The organism is Mesorhizobium sp. L-8-10, assembly GCF_016756635.1.
Taxonomy (GTDB): Bacteria; Pseudomonadota; Alphaproteobacteria; order Rhizobiales; family Rhizobiaceae.
On sequence record NZ_AP023263.1, the window covers coordinates 4,930,013 to 4,946,788 of the forward strand.

The following is a 16,776-nucleotide window of genomic DNA, read 5'->3' on the forward strand; positions in this document are numbered from 1 at the left end:
CAGGAGCAAGACCATGGCAGACCTGACCGTACAGAACCTTTCCGACGAGGATGGCGGCGCCGTCACCTTCGCCGCGGCCGATGTCGCCGGTGACAAGTTCGTGTGGGACAGCCGCGCGGCGATCGTCATCAAGAACGATGACGTGGGGTCGAAGACGGTCACCGTCACGGCCGCCTACACCGCGATCAACGACGCCACCTATGGCGAGCTCACGCGCTCCAACATCGTGCTGGCGGTTGCGGCCGGGGCGGTGGCGGTCATTCCGCCGGTCAATGTCGCGTTCCGCAACGCCGCCGACCTCAACAAGGTGGCGCTCACCTACGACGCGGTCACCTCGCTATCGGTCGCGGTGATCCGGACGCACTGATGGTCAAGGGCCTCGCCCAGCTCCAGCGGAAGCTGACCGTCACCATCCCGGCCAAAGTCGAGGCGGCGACACGGGCGGCCATGGAGAAGGGCGCCGACGAACTCGTCGCCATGATGAAGCGCCTGGTGCCCGTCGACCAGGGCGACCTGCGCGACAGCATTGCCTGGACCTGGGGCGAAGCTCCGAAAGGTGCGGTTGTCCTGGCCGAGAGCAAGGCTGAGAGCCGGGGGCTAAAGATCACCGTCTACGCGACCGACTTCAAGGCGCGCTGGATCGAGTTCGGCACGGTGAAGATGGCGGCGCAACCGTTCTTCTTCCCCAGCTATCGGGCGATGCGAAAGCGGATCAAATCGAGGATCACGCGGACGATGAAGAAGGCGATCCGGTCGGAGAGTGCTGAATGAGTGTCGCGGTTGCCCTGCAGAAGGCGGTGTTCGACGCGCTCCGAGCGGATCCCGCAGTGTCCGGACTGATCGCAGGCCGCGTCTATGATCGCGTGCCGGCCGACAGCCAGGGCAACGTCACGGCGACGTTTCCTTATGTCAGCTTTGGCCCCTACGATTTCGTCTCGGATGATGCCGAATGCATCGACGCAGGCGAGCATACGCTGCAGGTCGACGTCTGGAGCCGGGCCGTTGGGCGTGTCGAGGCGAAGCAGGTCACAGATGCCGTTCGCCTGGCCCTCCACAGTCATGAAGCGGACCTTGGCGTTTATGCTCTCGTCGAGATGCGGGTCGATTTCACGCAGGTGATCGGTGATCCAGATGGGCTGACGTCGCACGGCATCGTGCGCATCGTGGCGATGATCGAGGAGCCGGCATGACGATGGCCTGGGCGATCTTCCACCGCGAATGCAACTGGTCGCGGCCGAACAGCCGGTTTTCGTTCAACGTGCAGCCGTCGTCGGAGCCGCAGCAGCGGCCCCGCGATCTGGTCGACCATTGCGTCGGCAAGGGGTGGGCGACCGAGGTACCTCCGCCGACCCAGAAAGACGCCCCGGCCGATGCGGGGATCATGAAACGTGCCCGGAAGGGCCGTAGCCGGGCGCTGTAGCCCTCATCTGCAACCGGGCGCGAGCCCAATTCGTCGGCTGGTCGTCACCGGCCTATCAACGTATGGAGAAATGCAATGGCGAAGGCGGCGACTGCCAATTTCCATCAGATGGTGCTGGAGGTCGAGACCGACACGCCCGGCACCTATGCCAAGCTGTGCGGGCTGACCTCGCGCGGCGTCAACCGGCAGCACAACATGCAGACATCGGAAGTGCCGGACTGCGACGACGAGAGCCTTCCGGCCGCCGTCGAGAGGGCCGTGCAGTCGTCGGAGGTGACCATCTCCGGGTCCGGCGTGTGGGCGGCTCAGAGCCATGAAACCATGCTCGACTGGTGGTATTCGGGCGCGACGAAGAACGTACGCATCCGCCACGTCAACGCGCTGGTCGGCGATACCGAATACGAGACGGGGCCGGCCTATCTGGCGTCGATCAGCAACCAGGCGGAACGCGGCACGAAGGTCACGGCTGAGATCGCGATCGAGTTCGACGGCCTGCCGACGCGCACGCCGAAGGCTGCCTGATGCGCCATGGCGAGATGATCGTCTGGGCGGCGGGGGAGGATACCTTCCGCTTGGGCATTGGCGAGTTGCGGGCGATCGAGCAGCGGTCGGACGCGGGTGTTTCCGTGGTGTTGATGCGGCTGCTCGGCGGTGCATGGAAAGTCGACGACGTCATCAATCCGATCCGGCTTGGCCTGATCGGCGGCGGGCTGTCGGAGGCGGATGCCAGGAAGAAGGTCGATGCCGCGACGGAATCGGCCAACCTCTATGAACTCGCCGTCACCGCGGCCGAGGTGATGAGACGCTTCGTCATATGGGAAGGGGATGACCAGCCGGGGGAAGCTCCAGCGGGGCAGGCGGAAACGACCTCGCCCCGCTCGCCAACGGCCGAACCCGATGGTCAACCTACTACGGAGCTGGCGCCGTCCTCGGCTTCGCTCCCCGAGACGTCGACGACATGACGCTGTGGGAATTCCACTGCTGCATGGAAGGCTACCGCAAGGCGCATCAGACCGAAGATGCAGCGCCGCCTGCCATGGATGAAAACACGCTGGCCGAACTCGGGATTGAAGGTTTCTGATGGCATCCACTGCGGAAGACCAGGCCCGCTTGCTCGTCTCGATCGAGGCGACGCAGGCGAAATACCTGAAACAGATGGAGACGATCGCGCGGGCGTCGGCGCGATCGGCCAAGTCGTCCGAGGACGCCTTCAAAAAGGCGAACGACAATATCGGGCGATCCTCCGATCAGGGCGGCAGGAAGGCGGCTCAGTCGCTTGGTCAGGCCCGTGCGGCGGCGCAAAACCTGTCGTTCCAGTTGAACGACATCGCCATGCAGCTCGCATCGGGAACCTCGCCCTTCACGGTGATGATCCAGCAGGGTGGCCAGGTTGCTCAGATCATGCAGGGTTCCGGCGGCATCAAGGGCGCCATCACCGCCCTCGGCGGGGCGATCACTGGGCTGCTCAATCCTGTCGGCCTTCTGTCTGTCGGGCTCATTGGCGCGACGGGCTTCGCCGTCCAGTACTTCGCCGAGCTCGTATCGAGCGGCAAGGTCTCGAATGAGGAACTGGAGAAGCAGGTCGAGCTGATCCAGCGCGTCGCCGACAAGTGGGGCGACACCATGCCGGCGCTCAAAGCCTATGCCGACGAGCTGAAGAATGCGGCGGATGCGGCGGACCGTCTGGCCGCCGGTGAGGCAGCACTCAGCAGGATCTATGAGAAGCCTCGTGAACAGGCTCGCGCCTTCGCGCTTCCCGGCATTGCCGATCTGCAGTTGCAGATGCAGGGCTTCGGACAGGATGCCCAGGCAATCGATGGGCTGCGGTCCAAGTTCGACGAACTCAACGAGAAGATCGATCAGAACAAGGCGACCGTCGCCGATGTGCGCGAGTTCCAGAAGAGGCTTTTCGATCTCTTCCGCGACACTGGCCTGCCGGCGGCCAAGGACCTCGGCGACCAGTTCGGGACGCTCGCCGAAGAGATGGCCAAGGTGGAGCCGCGCGGCGCGGCGATCCGCGAGGAGGTAGACCGGATCACGTTGTCGGCCAGCGAAGCGAAGGCAATGGCCGCCGCCCTCGTCGCTCAGATGGTCGGCCTCGGGCCGCAGGGGGCCAACGCCGTCGGGCAGGTCGCTACCGAATTGACCAGCACGCTCATCCCGGCGCTCGGGGATGCGGGCGACAAGGTACGCGACCTGGTCGAAAACTACCGGAAAATGCAGAAGATGATCGAGCGGTCGCCGCTCGGCACGCTTTCGCCGCTGGTGTCCGGTGGCGGGCAGTTCCTCAACCCGGATCAGTTCAACACCTTCCGGGCGAATGAAGCCAATCTGCGGGCGGCCGGGGAGAGCGCCGCGTCCGCAATGATCAAGAGCTTCGAAGGGTTCATCGCGAACGCGAAATGGGACGTGAACGCCTTTCGCGCCGGCTTCGGGTCCGACACGGTCACGCGCGCGAGCGGCCTGATCGAGAAGGTGACGAAGGACACCGTCGTCACGCTCGACGATGCGGAGCGCGATCTTTCCCGCAGGATCCTCGAATTCCAGAGCGGCATTCAGGACGCGATCGGGATCGACACCTGGCGCAGCCTCAGCGAGGGCCAGCAGGCGGCGCTGACCTCGATCGCCTACAATTATGGCAGCCTGCCGAAGCGGATCGTCGAGGCGATACAGCAAGGCGGCGGCCCGGAAGCGGTCGCCAAGGCCATCAACGCGCTCGGCGCCGACAACAACGGCATCAACGCCAATCGACGGCGCGAAGAGGCACAGTCCTTCCTTTCCGGTACCGGCATCTCGATGTCGGAAGCCGGGCTCGGCGGACGCAAGTCGCGGACGCCGGCCGACACCTTCAAGGGCTCCCTCGAGGACGTGCAGCGTCGCATCGATCTGCTGAACGCCGAGTATGAGGCGCAGGCGCGCGTCAACCCGCTGGTGAACGATTACGGCTATGCGGTCGAGAAGGCGCGGATACAGCAGGACCTGCTGAACAAGGCGCAGGAGGCCGGCGTCGCCGTAACGCCGGAACTGGCGGCAAAGATCGAGTCGCTCGCGACCAACATGGCCAAGGCCAGCGCCGGCGCCGAGCAGTTGCAGGATCGGCAGCAGCGCCTTGCGGACCAAGCCGCAGAGATCCGGGACATCGGGCATGAGGCGATCGGCGGGCTAATCAGCGACCTGGTGAACGGCAAGGATGCGGCCGAGGCGCTTTCGGACGCTCTGGCGCGTGTCGGCGATCGGCTGCTCAACATGGCGCTCGACGGTCTCTTCAGCGGCTTCGGAAAGGGTGGCGGCGGTGGCCTTCTTGGCGGGTTCATCATTCCCGGCATCCTGCACAGGGGCGGTGTGGCGGGACGGGATGGTTACGGCCACGGTCGGGCTGTCTCCCCGTCGGTGTTCTCCGGCGCCCGCCGGTATCATTCGGGTGGCGTCGCCGGCCTCCAGCCCGGTGAGGTGCCGGCGATCCTGCAGCGCGGCGAGGTGGTTCTGCCGCGAGGCAGCAGGGCGGGCGGCACGGAGACGATCAGGATCAATCTGCGCGACGATTCCGGACGCATGGCCGAGATCGCCGACCAGCGGATCGAGACGGCTAGCGGCACGATCGTGCAGGTCTCCGTGCAGCAGTCGACCAAGGCCGTGCAGAAGCAGTTTCCTGGCATGCTCGCCCAGACCCAGACGCGTTTCGCATAAGCGGGATCGATCATCTTGACCATTCGCTGGCCAATCATGGTTCTGCCGGTGCAGAACCCGGGCTTCAACATGGCGCCGAGGACCCTGGCCGCTCCGCCGAGCGTGTCCGGCAAGGCGCAGGTGGTGGCCACGGATGCCGGGATCTGGAAAGTGACCTTCGGCCAGGTCGTCGTGAACAACAGGCAGCGGGTGCTAGCCTGGCGCGCCATCGACAACCTGCTGGAAGGCCGGCTTGGCAAGATCCTGGTGCCGTTTTGCCGGGCATACCAGCCTGTTCCGACCAATGACGGGCTGCTCGAGGCGGTTCCGCACAGTGACGACACCCCCTTCAGTGACGGCACAGAGTATCAGGGTGTCGCCATGTCGGTTCGATTGAGCGGTGCAGTGGCGGCGCGCGCCGTCTCGGCGTCAATCACTGCCGATGGCGGCACGATCGAGCCCGGTCAGCATTTCTCGATCGGCGAGCGGCTCTACCGGGTGCGGACGATCGTCTATCACACCACAACCACGGCAACGATCACCTTTCGGCCGCCGTTGCGTGAGGCCGCCGGCGCCGGCGCCGAGATGGATTTCGACGATCCGGTCTGCCGCATGCGTCTGGCCTCCGACGACGCCATGGACCTCGAGCTTGCGCTTCGCCGCTTCGGAACGCCTACCGTCAACTTCGTCGAGGATCTGTGATGGCTTTCTTTACGCCCGATCAGGTCGCGCAGCTCTCGGCCGGCGTCGTTCGGCTCGATCTCCTGGTCGAGTTCCAGTTCGCCAGCGGCACCGAGCGCGTCTGGAATGGCAACAGCGAGCTGACCACGAGCGGCAATCTGTGGAAACCGATGTTCCGGGCCGGGCGGATCGAAGGCATCGGGATCTCCGGCGGGACAGCTTCGGAGACGGTGACCTTCACGCTCAACGGCCTGCCCGGGCAGTCTCCCGACTTCCTGGCCAAGGCGCTGGAGGAGACGCCCGAGGTCGAGCAGCAGTTCGTCATCGTCTACCTGCAGCTCTTTGACGAGGACTGGCAGCCCGTCGGCGCGCCGATCGGCATCTGGTGGGGCTTCATGCAGCCGCCGAAGGTGAGCAGGACGCCGATGCAGGACATCGAGGGCGGCACACAGGCGATCACACTGGTCGCGGAGAACGCCTTCTTCAACCGCTCCCGGCCGCCGAACGGCCGCTATACCGATCGCGACCAGCAGACGCGCTCTCCCGGCGACAAGTTTTTCCAGTTCACGCCAAGCCTGCTGTTCAAGACCTTCGTCTGGCCGGATTTCTGACCAGTGACCATCGACGAATTCATACGGGCCGAGGCCGCGCTGCCCGGCTATCCCGGTGCATGCTGCCGCATGGCCGACAAATGGGTTACGCGCGTGACCGGCTTTTCCGCCCTGGCGCGCTTCGGGCGGGATTTCAGGACCGATGAGGATGTGCGCGCCTGGCTTGCCGAGCCGGGCGGGCTCGCCGTCGCGGTCAACCGCGTCATGCGGGCAGGCGGGTTTGCCAAGACCAGGGACCCGCAGGCCGGCGACGTCGGACTGATTGTCCATGCCGGCAGGCTGTGCATGGCCATCCATGCGGGCTCGGTGTGGGTGAGCCGCGATGACAGCGGCATGATCGGAGCACCGCTCGGCGCCGGGTGGAAAGCCTGGAGAGTCGCCTGATGCCCGGCGTCATCGAAAGCTTCGTGCTGCTTGGCCTGACCTCGCTCGGCGTGTCGGGGGCTGCGCTCGGCATTGCCACCGCGACGCTGACCTATGGCCTGATCGGCGGCATCGGCATCGGGTTGCAACTGCTGGCGCAATCGATCTTCCGGCCGCAGGCGCCGAAACCGGAGGATGTGCAGACGTCGGTGCGCCAGCCGGCGCAGCCGCGTTCGCGTCACTACGGCAAGGCCAAGATCTCCGGGCCATGGGTGTTCGCGGAAAGCAAGGACGGCACCTTCTTCAAGATCCTCGCGCTTGGGCAAGGGCCGATCGACGGTTTCGAGGAATACTGGATCGACGACGAGCAGGTGACGCTCAACGGCTCCGGCGGCGTGATCAGCGGTCCGAAGGCGAACATAACCATCGCCACGCGCACCGGCGTTCCGACGGAAACCGCCTACGGGATTTCGACCGAGTTTCCGGAGTGGACATCGGCGCATCGCGGCGACGGCGTGGCCTCCCTTCTTGCCGTTCAGCCGGGCGTCGACAGCGAAGTGTTCTTCGAGAAATATCCGAACGGCATCAACACCAATTATCGGGTCGTCATCCGTGGCTGTCGGGTCTTCAATCCCGCAACGGAAACGACCGTGTGGAACGATCGCGCCGCGGCGGTGATACGGGACTACATGACCCATGCCGACGGCATGCGGTTGCCGACGTCGATCTTCTCGACGCCGCTCGCCGCCGCCGGGTGGCTGGCGGCTTATCACCGCTGCAACGAGAACATTACGCTCAAGGCCGGCGGGACCGAGGCACGTTACCGGCTGTGGGGAAGCTACTTCCTCAATGAGCGGCCGGGCGATGTGCTGGGGCGCATGCTCGCCTGCTGCGACGGTCGCCTGTATCCGACGCCCGATGGTGGCCTGACGCTCAACGTCGGCGGCTGGCAGGAGCCGACCGTCATCCTCGACGAGGATGCGATCGTCGGCTTCACCGAGCTGTCGCGCGGCAAGGACATCATCACCACCGCCAATGTGATCCGCGCGACCTATCTCGGCGTCGACCAGGACTATCAGACGGCGGACGCCGATCCCTGGATCGACGTCGCCGACGTGGCGGGACGCGGCGAGATCGAGCGGGACATTCCGTTCGTGATGTCGCCGGCGCACGGCCAGACGCGGCGACTGATGAAGAAGGAAGCCTATCGCGCCAATCCCAACTGGGTCGGCACCTTCCAGTTCAATTTGCGCGGACTTGCCGCGCTCGGCGAGCGCCTGGTGAGGATCCGCTATCCGCTATTCGGGATCGACGAAGTGTTCGAGGTGCAGGATTTCCAGTTTATCCTCGGTGACGACGGGATTCTCCAGGGCGTCATGATGCCGGTGATTTCCATGCCTGCGGCTTCGGAGGAGTGGAACCCGGCGACCGAGGAGGGCGACGCCCCGGCCAGCACGCAGACGGATGTGGATCGCACGATACCGGTGCCGACCGGCTTCTCGGTGGCGGCCGTGCATCTGAATGTCGAGGGCGCGCCGCTGGCGATCGCGCGGCTGACCTTCGATGCGCCGCCGGTCGCCTCGCTGAAGGTGCAGGCGCGCGGCAAGAAGACGTCGGAAAGCCAATGGACGCCTATTCCGGTGCAATCGGGCGCGACACAGGCGGACAGCTTCCCGCTCGACGACGGCGTCGAATACGAGTTTCAGATCAGGCATATCTCGCCGTCCGGCCGTCCGTCGGCGTGGACGGCATCGGAGCTGCTCACCGCCTACGGCGACCCTGTCGCGCCTGGCGCCTTGACCGGGGTCAGCGTCAACGGCGGGCTCGGCCGGGCGACGCTCGCCTTCACGGCGCCGGGATCGAACAATCTCGACCGGGTGAAGATCTATCGGCGCGCCACCGTCGGGACGCCCGGTGAAGGCGATCTGATCGCCGTGCTCAATGTCTCGCAGCTGGCCGCCTACAACTACACCGATGGCGATGCGACACGGACAAACCTGCTGCTGACGCCGGATTTCGCCAGCGACACCAACTGGACGAAGGGCACCGGCTGGACGATCGGTTCCGGGGTGGCAAGCCATGCCTCGGGAAGTGCGTCGCTGATCACGCAGACGCCGTCGATGTCGGCCGGCCAGAACTATCGCATCGGCTACCAGGTCACCGCGATCTCGGGTGGCGACATTCGATCCCGCATCATCGGCGACACCGCGCCCGACGGCACCGTGAACACGACGGTCGGCCAGAAGCTCGACACCATTGCGGCGCCCACCACGCCGGTCACCTTCGGCCTGCGCGCCTCGGCGACGGCCGTCGTGAGCGTCGACAACGCCATCCTGTTCCAGGAGACGGCAAGCTGCGCGCCGCAAGGCGTGTGGCAATACTACGTCAAGCCGGTCAACCGATCCGGCCTCGGCAACCCGCAAGGGCCGTATCAGGTGACGGTGTTCTAAGGCCGTCGACTTTCTTCCTTGAAAAATCGATTTGGAGAATTCCATGGGAAGCATCGCTGACCAGTTCAATACCGCGTTCCGCGACTTCGTGACGGATGGCGTGCCGGCGAGCGGGGCCAACGAGCCGAAGAAGTCGGAGATCAGGCCGATCGGCGCGCTCATCGAAACCGAGTTGAACGAGATCCTCGAAGGCATGATCGCCGGCGTCATCTGGAAGGAGGCGGTCCGCGTCGCCACGACGGGGGCCGGGACGCTTGCTTCGTCCTTCGAAAACGGCGATGCGGTCGACGGCGTTGTGCTGGCGACCGGCGACAGGATCCTGATCAAGAACCAGGCCAGCGCGGCGGAGAACGGCATCTACGTCGTCAACGCTTCGGGCGCGCCGACCAGGGCCGACGATGCCAACTCCGGCGCCGAACTGGAGCGCGCGGCCGTGCTGGTGCTGACAGGCTCCACCAACGCCAACACGCAATGGTATTGCACCGCGACCAGCATCACGATCGGCAGCACCGCCGTCACATGGGTCAATATCAGCAACTCCAACTCGGCTCTCGGCACGCTGCAGGATGCCGTCGAAAGCCAGTATCGAGCCGCCTTCTATCGGCCGATCTGCCAGGAGACGGATCGGTTGCTGGTGCCGACCTTCATCCTGCAGCCGCCTTCCGGCTCCGCGGTGACCTATACGCCGCCGAGCTCGCTGGCGTTCGGGGAGTTCGAATGGTCCGACCTGGCGGCCGATGGCGCCTGGCGGCTGTGGATCAACCCGACCGATCAGTCGATGCATGCCGAGGTGATCAATGCGTCCGCTCCGAGTGGCGGCAACGAGAACCTGAAGCGACTGGCGACCAGCTACAAGGGCCTGGTGCAGGAATTCGACGCGCCCGTCGCCCGCACGCTGCCGAACGAATACCCCTTCGGCAAAAGCCGGAACGACGATTCGACGAAGATCGCCAACAGCGTCGTCGCGGTCGACGTGACGGATGCCGGCCTGCTGGCGCTCGGCTTTACCCGCGGCTGGGAGAATGCGGTCAACAACAAGCCGCTCATCCATGGCGACATGCTGACGCCGCGGCGGGACGGCTGGCTGTTTGTTCGCGTGTATGTGCAGTCGACGGTCGCGGGGGATTTCGGGACGCCTTATGTGTTCGCCCGCAATAAGGCCGGGACCGTTGTCGTCGCCGCGCCGATGCTCAAGGAAAAGAGCTACAATTCGGACGGCTCGGCCAGCTACATCCTGTGGCTCGAGCTGACCGGCTTCGAATGCGCGTCGCTGCGGGTCGGCCCCAATGCGACGGCGACCGGCGACATCATCATCTGCGGGCTGCAATTCGCGTGGGCGCAGCAGAAGGACATCTATGTCCGCCGCAGCGACTATCCGTTGCCCGACGAGGAACTCGGCTCCCGGCTTCGTGGCCTCGAGCAGCTGGCGGCGCCCGATGCCCAGGCGAACATCCTCTATCCCGACGTCATGTGGGCGATCGACGAATGGCCGGTGGTGCTCTATCCCGATACGCTTACGGGCCGCGACAATGTCGGCGGCGACCAGATCTTCACCGTGGCGACGTCGAAGGGCGCCGGCCGCCGGCCCTATGTGCGCCAGGCGGCGATGATGACCGAAATAGAGATCGACCCGGCGCGGTGCGGCTCGACGCTGCAGCTGCGCTCCGTCTCGCTGTCGAAGCCGGCGATACAGGCAACCAAGGCCGTGACTCTGGAGAGCGCGCCGCTGTCGGCTTTGTCGGGCAAGAGCCCCACGATCCTGATGCTGGGAGACAGCCTGTTCGAAAGTTCCGGCACCGTGCCGAGGCTCTATGAGGCGCTTGTCGCCAACGGCGCGACGCCGACGTTCCTCGGCACGATCGACGGCAAGGATGCCTATGTCGGCGGCATCACGGTGCGGCCATGCGAGGGGCGCGGCGGCAAGGACCTGTCGCACTACACCAACGCCGACAACACCGTGATGCTGGTGCCGGCCTCGACGGCCGCATACCTGGCGCTCTCCAGCGACGACCGTGAGGGCTACAACCCGTTCATCCGGACGGCCGTCGGCGGCGAGACGAGCGGCGCGCCCGCCTATGTGCGCAACGGGCATGTCTTCGACTTCCAGATGTATCTGGACCGGTTCACCTATGCCGATCCGGATTTCGTGTTCATCAACTCCTGCGCCAACGACATCGCCTTCGCCAAGGTCGGGCTGCCGACATCGGACGCCGCGGCCAACTTCATTGATGGCATGCTGGTGCTGGCGAAGCGCATCAGGGCCGATGCACCTTCGGCCAAGATCGTTTTCAGCCTGCAGGCGACGGCCTTCGCCGGCGGTGTGATCCACAAGTGGGCTGAATATGTCGCTGTCATCCAGGCGGCGATGGATCAGCTCGTGACGATCGCCGACGCCAACACCTTCATCCTTCCGGTGTGGGCGCATCAGAGCCGTTATCTGCGCTGGGGAACGCAGAGCACGATCAGCGCTGCCACGGGGTCAACCCCCGAGATCGTGCGCGTGACCGACGATGTGCACTATCGGGAGACGGGGACCGATCAGGCCGTCGAAACGTTCCTGCGGTTCATGGCGAACCACGTTTAGGAGCCCGCACAGCCGCCGCGACCGGGGGCAGAGGGCCCCTTGCCGACCATTGCAGCGCCAGCAGTGCGCTGATCGCGCTGCCGCTACGATGCGTACTGCGTCGCGATCTTCATCTGTAGGTCTTCATCTGCGGTGCGGAAGTCGACCTTGCCTGTTCCGTCGCACGTTTGACAGGTGGTCGTTCTGTTCTTGGCAGGCCGTATCTTTCCGGCGCCTTTGCAAACCGGGCAGACGGCTAACAAGGGGCTGACGTCCATGTCGTCTCCTTTCTCAGAATCCCTCCCGGTCACCGGCATCATTTATCGAACCTGGAGTCGTTGCAACCGCTGATAGTCGCGGCCGCGCTCTGGCCTGACATCTTCGCAACTCAAAGGAACAACCACATGACAACGACGCTGGACGTGCAGCGCGCGCTGATCGCGCTCGGCTATGACCTCGGGCCGACCGGGGCGGATGGCATCCCTGGCCGTCGCACCACGGCCGCGGTGCGGCAGTTCCAGGCGGATCGGGGCCTTGCCGTGAAATGGCCCGGCACCATTGGGCCGATCACGCTCGCCGCGCTTGGCCTGTCAGGCGATGCCGCGCCGGAGCCGGGCGTTCCTGCCGGCGAGGTCGTGCCGCCGTGGATCGCGATCGCGCGGGCGAAGATCGGCCAGCACGAGAAGATCCACAACAAGACGCTGCGCGACTGGCTCAAGAGCGACGGGCACACGCTCGGCGACCCGGCGAAACTGCCGTGGTGCGGCGATTTCGTGGAAACCTGCCTGGCGCTCGCGCTGCCCGACGAGCCGTTGCCCGGGAACCCCTATTGGGCGCTCAACTGGAGGCAGTTCGGGCGGCCGATCGATATCGTGGCGCTCGGCGCCGTGGCGGCCTTTGTGCGGCCCGGCGGCGGGCATGTCGGCTTCGTCGTCGGTCACGACCGCAGCTACTTCCACGTTCTCGGCGGCAACCAGACCAACGCCGTGACAATCACCAAGATCGCCAAGGATCGGCTCTCCGGCCCGCTGCGCTGGCCGTCGAGCTACGCGCTGCCGACCGAGGCGCTGCCCTACCGCGACATCGACGCGACCGTTTCCACCAACGAGGCATAAGGAGCCTGACCATGGACAAGATTTCGAAAGCGATCGGCGCCGGCACGGGCGGCGTCATTACTGGTGCCAGCATCGGTGCGATCTATCTGCCGGAGGGCTCGCCCTGGTACGCCTATGTTCTGATGGCGCTGATCACCGGGCTGGCGCCGGCAGTCGTCACCTATCTCGCGCCGAAGAACGCTGACTGATCGGCGGCATTGGTAATGGCCGTCAGCACGGAAGCACAGGTCGCTAGGCTTGATGAGCGGCTGAATGGGATCGAGCGGGCAGTTGCTTCGATCCTCGAGGAATTGAAAGCCGCGTCTGAAGGACGGCGGCGCGGCTACGAGGCTTCGGAGCGGGTCGAGCGCGAGATCATCGGCATCACGCATAGGCTCGTAGCGGTAGAAAGGAGCGTCGAGGCGATTCGACCGACGACTGCCGAGCTGGAGCGCGTGCGCGACCGCGTGGTCTTCGCCGGGTCGCTCGGCAGGGCCCTGTGGTCCATCGGAAAGGCGCTGCTGTCGGCCGCGGCCGGCGCCGCGGCGGCCTGGTACACGCTCACCGGTCGGCCGCCGCCCTAATCTCGCTTAGGCCGGCGGGTCTCCCTTGGAGCGGTGGGCGCTCAGCACGTGACGAGATCTGTGTGGCCGAAACCCTTAGAGTAGTCGAGCACGGAGATGACTGTCGGCGTCACGCGGAATATCCGAACCTGTTCCGGAGTCGGCATCGGCCCTGGCAGCGAGACTTGCTCCGGATACTTCAGCGGCAACATTCGCAAGATCTTTTCCGCTTCGCCCCGGTCGACCACCGCCTGCGCGCGCGCCGCCATGGAAAGTCCGGCAATTTCCATCACTTGTGGCGTATCATGATCGATGGTCAAGGACACGCGATCGTCTCGCGCCAGGTTCGCCGCCTTCTGGCTGTCCAGGCCGCAGAGGAAGTAGAGGGTAAGGCCTTCGTTCACATAGCCGACGGTGGTCGCCTGCGGCCAACCGTCCGGCCTCAGCGTTGCAATCGTCATGATCCGGTGCTGATCCAACAGCGTCAGGATCTTCTCTCTGATCTCTTCGTTCATCGGTCGTCTCCAAGACCATTGCAGCCGTGATGATAATAGGGGCCGCAGACCGCGTGGCCTTGACGTACGTCAACGCCATGTCCGGCAAATACTCTTCGGCCGCAATGGTCGGTCCGGGCTCGGATCCTCGTTCGCTCCTGGTGCTGATGTTCAGGAGGAAGCGAACGACGCAGGAATTTGACATGCTAGCGCTCGATAGCATAGATACTGCTATCGGTCGTTAGCATAGGTGATTCGATGAGTAACAGGTTCAGTGACGCAGGAAAGGCAAGGCTCAAGAAGATGACTGCGGAGGCTCGGCGTGAGGTCGCTTCCGCCGGAGCAATGGCACGATGGGCGAAAGCAGACCCCGATCGGGCGAGCTATGCCAAAGCGATTTTCGGCGCGGACGATCGGCCGCTTCGCATCGGCGATATGGAAATCCCGTGCTACGTGCTCGACGACGAACGTCGGGTTCTGACGATTTCCGGAATGCAGTCTGCCATGAACATGGCGCGAGGCGGCAGCATGGTCGCCGGCATGAATCGTTTCGAGCTTTTTGTCAGCCGCGAACGCATTAAACCGTATATTTCCAATGACTTGGCGGAGCGAATCCGCAATCCGATTATCTTTGTCACTCCGACCGGAGGTCGGGCGTATGGATATGAGGCGGAGATTCTGGTCGAACTCTGTGAAGCCGTGCTCGCGGCGCGTCAGGCTGGCGTTCTTCAGAAGCAACAGCTCTCGATCGCGCAGAAATGTGAACTGCTGATCCGCGGGTTGGCAAGGGTCGGCATCGTGGCCCTGGTCGACGAGGCGACCGGGTATCAGGAAGTCCGAAAACGAGATGCGCTCCACAAGATTTTGGAGGCATACATCGCGCCGGAACTGATGCCTTGGACCCAGCGGTTCCCGAATTCGTTCTATGAGGAAATGTTTCGTCTCCACAAATGGCCGTACGATCCCGAGTCGGTGGCGCGCCCTGGCGTGGTCGGCAAGTTCACGAACACTTACATCTATGAGCAACTGCCGAATGGTGTTCTCGACGAACTGCGGCGGGTTAACCCGAAGGACGGACAGGGGCGCAGGAAGGTTCGGCACCACCAGTATCTGACCGACCAGATCGGCAACCCGCATCTGGAGCGCCAGCTAGCAGCGACGACTGCGATCATGCGGGTTGCAGATGATTGGCCGTCGTTCAAACGGATGTTCGCCAGGGCCTTCCCGCGCAAGGGCGATCAGACAGAACTTCTTCCCGATTGATGGCGCAGTCCTCCGCCAGAGCCCGCGTGTCCGCTGCCCGGATGCGCGGGCTTGGCCGATTCCGCGCCTCCAAATATCTGGTGGCTGCACTCTCTTTCGCCGCAATGAAGGCGCACCGTCCCTGATGATCAAAAACAAGTTCCCCATGCCCGTCGTGATTTTTGTCGAGAGGCTGAGGACTTTCACGCTCATCGTCACGGTGACCGACGCTTCGAATTTCCTGTTCGACAATTGGCCAAGCAACGACAGCGAGCAATGGACGAACGCGATGAAGCAGTGCGCCAGCGCCGACACCGGCAAGAGCAGCATCGAAGACGCCAGTGTTGCGTTCATCCTCGCCGTGGAGACGGCAGGTATGCGGGTTGACCCCACGCTGTCGTTCTACGGGCATTAAGCTACCTCCTGAAGCGGCCTCGCCTCGCCCCCCCTCCCTCTAATCGGAAGATCTCCGTCGAGCCCTGAGGTGCTTGGGAGTGAAAGAGCGTTCCTCCCTCAGCGAGATTGCAGCGTCTCGCTCCAGGAGCAGGCTCATGACCTCGGTGGCTTCCAAAAGCAGTCGGCGGGTCTCGTCAGGGGTAAGTAGATCCACCCGCCCAACGGGCATCGTTCAAGTTCATGAAGAGGTCGACGACACGTTCATGACGATGCATATGGAAACGCCCCTGCACTTGGCGAAAGCGAGGTAGAAGTCGCTTGAGGCGGATAGCGCCGTAACGAATTGAGCGCTATCAGAGCGTCCCGCTCCAGAATCTGGCTCATCACTTCGACCACTTCTTGCAGCAGTCGCCGCCTCTCCTGCGGGGTAAGCTCGTCCGACTGGTCGACCGCCTCCATGACATTCATGAGCAGATCGACGCCACGCTGATGAAGTTGCATGGAATGCCCCTTCAGGGTCGGGGCGAAAGCGTGATTGTCTCTTCCAACAGCCGGCGCCCGTTTCAAATGCCGGCAACATGCGAATGGGCGCTCGCCGAGAACCAAAGTCAAATCACAAATGGAACCGCCTCAGGTCAACCGGGCCATGGCCCCTTCGATCAAGTCACGATCGGCACGCAAGCTCGCGAGTGTATTCAAAAGCTCCGATAGGAGTTCTCTCGCTTCGGTCGTATCGCCGCCTACAGAAATAAGATCTTCGACGATGGCGCGCTGCCTGACAACGTCAGCTTCCCCCCGAACTATTTGCTCAGTCGCGTTTACAAGGCGTGCGATTTCTCGCTGCAATTGCCGTGTGTTCATTCTCCGCCAAGTCGCGCCACAGGCGCACAAAGCGAACGTAGAGTTGCCGAGATGGTTCCAACGAAATTGAAGGCCCGGTATTCGCTTGACTCTGGGGCTCGATGGGCGCCCGATAGGGTCGTTGCCGGCACATCACACGGGCGCCGGCTGTTGGAAGAGACAATCACGCTTTCGCCCCAGCCTTGGGAAAGGGCAGAAAGCTATGTCCACGAAAGCCACCAGGCCTCCTCTGCACGCATCGGTCGCCCTAATTCAAGTTTATGGTGATTGGTTCGTCCGATCGGTGGTCGGAGGCATCGCTGAAACGGAGAGGTTCGCGAGCCGAAGATCTGCCGTTCTCTATGCGGAACGCCAACGAACGAAGTTGCACGT

20 protein-coding genes are annotated in these 16,776 nt (G+C 64.0%); 18 read left to right on the forward strand and 2 right to left on the reverse strand.

Going from position 1 to position 16,776, the window contains the following annotated elements:
* Positions 1 to 13 precede the first annotated feature (13 nt).
* From JN280_RS22790 to JN280_RS22860, 16 genes are all read left to right on the forward strand, one after another.
* Positions 14 to 367, forward strand: a complete 354-nt coding sequence (locus tag JN280_RS22790) for a hypothetical protein (protein ID WP_202305531.1) — start codon at positions 14 to 16, stop codon at positions 365 to 367.
* Positions 367 to 771, forward strand: a complete 405-nt coding sequence (locus JN280_RS22795; RefSeq protein WP_202305533.1) for an HK97-gp10 family putative phage morphogenesis protein — start codon at positions 367 to 369, stop codon at positions 769 to 771. Before JN280_RS22790 ends, JN280_RS22795 begins: the two co-directional genes overlap by 1 nt.
* Positions 768 to 1,190: a DUF3168 domain-containing protein gene (locus JN280_RS22800; RefSeq protein ID WP_202305535.1), complete on the forward strand. Its 423-nt coding sequence runs from the start codon at positions 768 to 770 to the stop codon at positions 1,188 to 1,190. Before JN280_RS22795 ends, JN280_RS22800 begins: the two co-directional genes overlap by 4 nt.
* Entirely contained in the window at positions 1,187 to 1,420 is a 234-nt protein-coding gene (locus JN280_RS22805; protein WP_202305537.1) for a hypothetical protein, read from the forward strand. The genes JN280_RS22800 and JN280_RS22805 overlap by 4 nt, the downstream gene beginning before the upstream one ends.
* Positions 1,421 to 1,495: 75 nt before the next feature.
* The gene (locus JN280_RS22810) at positions 1,496 to 1,942 is read left to right on the forward strand and encodes a phage tail tube protein (protein ID WP_202305539.1); all 447 of its coding nucleotides are present in this window, start codon (positions 1,496 to 1,498) and stop codon (positions 1,940 to 1,942) included.
* Positions 1,942 to 2,382 (forward strand): gene transfer agent family protein, encoded by a 441-nt coding sequence (locus JN280_RS22815; RefSeq protein ID WP_202305549.1) that lies wholly within the window; start codon positions 1,942 to 1,944, stop codon positions 2,380 to 2,382. The genes JN280_RS22810 and JN280_RS22815 overlap by 1 nt, the downstream gene beginning before the upstream one ends.
* On the forward strand, positions 2,379 to 2,501 hold the full coding sequence (locus tag JN280_RS40025) for a hypothetical protein (protein WP_274609027.1): 123 nt from the start codon (positions 2,379 to 2,381) through the stop codon (positions 2,499 to 2,501). The genes JN280_RS22815 and JN280_RS40025 overlap by 4 nt, the downstream gene beginning before the upstream one ends.
* Entirely contained in the window at positions 2,501 to 5,107 is a 2,607-nt protein-coding gene (locus JN280_RS22820; RefSeq protein ID WP_202305553.1) for a phage tail length tape measure family protein, read from the forward strand. The genes JN280_RS40025 and JN280_RS22820 overlap by 1 nt, the downstream gene beginning before the upstream one ends.
* Positions 5,108 to 5,122: 15 nt before the next feature.
* Complete coding sequence (locus JN280_RS22825; protein ID WP_202305555.1) at positions 5,123 to 5,788, forward strand: hypothetical protein; 666 nt, start codon at positions 5,123 to 5,125, stop codon at positions 5,786 to 5,788.
* Entirely contained in the window at positions 5,788 to 6,378 is a 591-nt protein-coding gene (locus JN280_RS22830; protein ID WP_244741923.1) for a hypothetical protein, read from the forward strand. Before JN280_RS22825 ends, JN280_RS22830 begins: the two co-directional genes overlap by 1 nt.
* A gap of 3 nt (positions 6,379 to 6,381) precedes the next feature.
* Entirely contained in the window at positions 6,382 to 6,762 is a 381-nt protein-coding gene (locus tag JN280_RS22835; RefSeq protein ID WP_202305559.1) for a DUF6950 family protein, read from the forward strand.
* Positions 6,762 to 9,191 carry a hypothetical protein gene (locus JN280_RS22840; RefSeq protein WP_202305561.1) on the forward strand — a complete coding sequence of 810 codons (2,430 nt, stop codon included), beginning with the start codon at positions 6,762 to 6,764 and terminating at the stop codon, positions 9,189 to 9,191. Before JN280_RS22835 ends, JN280_RS22840 begins: the two co-directional genes overlap by 1 nt.
* Positions 9,192 to 9,234: 43 nt before the next feature.
* On the forward strand, positions 9,235 to 11,775 hold the full coding sequence (locus tag JN280_RS22845; RefSeq protein WP_202305562.1) for an SGNH/GDSL hydrolase family protein: 2,541 nt from the start codon (positions 9,235 to 9,237) through the stop codon (positions 11,773 to 11,775).
* A 383-nt stretch (positions 11,776 to 12,158) separates the two neighbouring features.
* Positions 12,159 to 12,869, forward strand: coding sequence for an NlpC/P60 family protein (locus JN280_RS22850; RefSeq protein ID WP_202305563.1), 711 nt, complete (start codon positions 12,159 to 12,161; stop codon positions 12,867 to 12,869).
* A gap of 11 nt (positions 12,870 to 12,880) precedes the next feature.
* A complete protein-coding gene (locus JN280_RS22855) occupies positions 12,881 to 13,057 on the forward strand; it encodes a hypothetical protein (protein ID WP_202305564.1) in 177 nt (58 codons plus the stop codon).
* A gap of 15 nt (positions 13,058 to 13,072) precedes the next feature.
* On the forward strand, positions 13,073 to 13,432 hold the full coding sequence (locus tag JN280_RS22860) for a hypothetical protein (RefSeq protein ID WP_202305565.1): 360 nt from the start codon (positions 13,073 to 13,075) through the stop codon (positions 13,430 to 13,432).
* A gap of 41 nt (positions 13,433 to 13,473) precedes the next feature.
* On the opposite strand, the gene JN280_RS22865 is transcribed toward JN280_RS22860, so the two are convergent.
* Positions 13,474 to 13,926 carry a pyridoxamine 5'-phosphate oxidase family protein gene (locus tag JN280_RS22865; RefSeq protein WP_202305567.1) on the reverse strand — a complete coding sequence of 151 codons (453 nt, stop codon included), beginning with the start codon at positions 13,924 to 13,926 and terminating at the stop codon, positions 13,474 to 13,476.
* A 237-nt stretch (positions 13,927 to 14,163) separates the two neighbouring features.
* Between JN280_RS22865 and JN280_RS22870 the strand changes: the two genes are divergently transcribed.
* Together JN280_RS22870 and JN280_RS22875 are read left to right on the forward strand one after the other, a co-directional pair.
* Complete coding sequence (locus JN280_RS22870) at positions 14,164 to 15,168, forward strand: P63C domain-containing protein (RefSeq protein ID WP_202305569.1); 1,005 nt, start codon at positions 14,164 to 14,166, stop codon at positions 15,166 to 15,168.
* Between the two features lie 124 nt (positions 15,169 to 15,292).
* Complete coding sequence (locus JN280_RS22875; RefSeq protein WP_202305571.1) at positions 15,293 to 15,562, forward strand: DUF982 domain-containing protein; 270 nt, start codon at positions 15,293 to 15,295, stop codon at positions 15,560 to 15,562.
* Positions 15,563 to 15,804: 242 nt separating this feature from the next.
* Here JN280_RS22875 and JN280_RS22880 read toward each other — a convergent pair whose 3' ends face one another.
* Positions 15,805 to 16,044 carry a hypothetical protein gene (locus JN280_RS22880; protein WP_202305573.1) on the reverse strand — a complete coding sequence of 80 codons (240 nt, stop codon included), beginning with the start codon at positions 16,042 to 16,044 and terminating at the stop codon, positions 15,805 to 15,807.
* Positions 16,045 to 16,776 lie beyond the last annotated feature (732 nt).